Origin of the sequence: Myxococcus sp. AM009 (assembly GCF_013372605.1) — a bacterium.
In the GTDB taxonomy this organism is placed as follows: Bacteria; Myxococcota; Myxococcia; order Myxococcales; family Myxococcaceae; genus Myxococcus; species Myxococcus vastator.
Map to the genome: position 1 here is coordinate 1 of NZ_JABXEP010000327.1, position 2,022 is coordinate 2,022.

The window sequence follows — 2,022 nt, forward strand, 5'->3', positions numbered from 1 at the left end:
GCCCGCCCAGGTCTATGAGGAGCGGTGTGAGCGAACCCCAGCCCTCCTACTCCGATGAAGCGCCGCGCAAGAGCCGCACCACGGCCATCGCCGCGGCGGCGTGCGTGCTGCTCGCCCTGCCCTTCCTCGTGCTGGGCCCCTACCTGCTCAACGCCAAGGCCCGCGTGGAGCTGCGGTGCCAGCCCGGCGGCGTGTGCCTGCTGTTCCACTCAAGCTGGCTCACCCGCGACGAAGTGGCCAGCTTCGCGATGAAGGACGTGCAAGGCGTCAAGGTGGACCGGACCCGCGCCGCCCGCCGCAACCGCGTGCCCATCTTCCGGCCCACGCTGGTGACGGCGCACGGCGAGTACCCGCTCTTCTTCCAGTGGGTCACCGAGGAAGCGGTGGCCACGCGCGTGGAGGCGCGACTGGAGCAGGCCTTCGCGAACCCGGGGGACGCCCCGCTGGAGTTCGTCTGGGATGACCGCGACGCCTCGCTGCGCGTGGGCGGCGCCTTCACCAGCGTGGGGGTGCTGCTGCTCGTCTTCGCCGCCTGGCTGGGCTCGCGAACGCGGACGCACCTGCGCGCCGAGCAAGCCTCCGCCTGAGCCCCCGGGACGAAGGGCCTTCGCCTCAGCCCCCAGCGAGCAGCAGGACGCCGATGAAGCGGGCCAGCACGAAGCCCGTCGTGACGCAGAAGGCCGCGCCGAAGCGCTCCAGGTCGAACCGGAGCTGCCAGTCCCACAGCTTCACCTTCTGGAAGCCGGCCACGACTGCGCCCAGGACGAAGGGGGCCAGCAAGCCCACGGCCCAGCCCAGCCCCTCGTCGCCGATGAGGGGCTCGGCGTGGAGCAATAAACTGCCCGCCCCCAGCAGCGCGCCCAGCCCCAGCAGGAGCATCAGCCCGGCGGCGCCGAAGCGGCTCCTGTCCGAGTAGGTCGCCAGGACGCCTCGCATCAGTCCGATGAGTCCCTCTTCCACCATGCCCTGACGTCTAAGACGGCCAGGCAGGCGATGTAAACTCGCGCTCGCCGCGTCACTAGCTTCTACCGGGCGGGACGGAGCCTTCCCGGCGCGTCCTGGAGGCCAGAAAGCGCGTGACGAGCCCCTCTCCGCGCTCGAAGCAGGCGAGCAGGCCACGAAGCCCTCAACGGGCCCTCTGCCTGCTCCCCCTTCCCACTTGCACCTACGTGCCTACGTTGTGGCCGATGCTGCGCGCCCTCCTCGGCCGATGGAGAAGTTCCCTGCGCCTGCTCCAGCCGGCGCATGTCGGTGCGGAGCGCGCCAAAATCAGCGTCGCCCGGTTGGACCACGAGTACGCCAACAAGGTGGTCGCCTTGCAGAACGTGGACCTCAACGTCCGCTCGGGCGAATTCGTGTGCCTGCTGGGCCCGTCCGGCTGCGGCAAGTCCACGCTGCTCTACGCGCTGGCGGGGCATGTGGCGCCCACGGGGGGCTCGGTGTCCATCGACCGGCAGCCCATCCACGGGCCGGGGCCGGACCGGCTGTTGATGTTCCAGGAGGCCGCCCTGTTCCCGTGGCTCACCGTGCGCGGCAACATCACCTTCGCGCTGGCCGCCCGGGGCATGCCCCGCGCCGAGCGCCGCGAGCGGGCGGACACCTATATCCAGCGGGTGCAGCTGGGCGGCTTCGAGGACGCGCTGCCCCACCAGCTCTCCGGCGGCATGAAGATGCGGGCCTCGCTCGCCCGCGCGCTGGCCGTGGACCCGGCCGTGCTGCTCATGGACGAGCCCTTCGGTTCGCTGGACGCGCAGACGCGCATCCACATGCAGGAGCTCCTCCAGTCCATCTGGGTGCGCACCGGCAAGACGGTGGTGTTCGTCACCCACGACGTCCATGAGGCGCTGATGCTGGGCACCCGCGTGGTGTTGATGGCGCCTCGCCCGGGACGGGTGGTGAAGGACCTGGAGGTCCACCTGCCCATGCCGCGCCGGCCGGAGGACGCGGCGCTCAATGAAATGGTGCGACACGTCGGCGGCCTGCTGCGCGAGGTGGAGGGCCGCGCCCACACGCGCTCGCTCC

Annotated in this window: 3 protein-coding genes; 2 read left to right on the top strand and 1 reads right to left on the bottom strand. The window is 71.1% G+C overall.

Going from position 1 to position 2,022, the window contains the following annotated elements:
- The first annotated feature begins 26 nt into the window (after positions 1–26).
- Positions 27–587 (top strand): hypothetical protein, encoded by a 561-nt coding sequence (locus HV824_RS35550; protein WP_176421192.1) that lies wholly within the window; start codon positions 27–29, stop codon positions 585–587.
- Between the two features lie 25 nt (positions 588–612).
- Here HV824_RS35550 and HV824_RS35555 read toward each other — a convergent pair whose 3' ends face one another.
- A complete protein-coding gene (locus HV824_RS35555) occupies positions 613–963 on the bottom strand; it encodes a hypothetical protein (RefSeq protein ID WP_176425247.1) in 351 nt (116 codons plus the stop codon).
- Between the two features lie 224 nt (positions 964–1,187).
- Between HV824_RS35555 and HV824_RS35560 the strand changes: the two genes are divergently transcribed.
- Positions 1,188–2,022: ABC transporter ATP-binding protein (locus tag HV824_RS35560; RefSeq protein ID WP_176425248.1), on the top strand; the 835-nt coding region annotated here is incomplete at its 3' end.

Coding starts and splice junctions, on each gene's coding strand:
- HV824_RS35555 (WP_176425247.1), bottom strand. CDS start 963: ATGGTGGAAGAGGGACTCATCGGACTGATGCGAGGCGTCCTGGCGACC.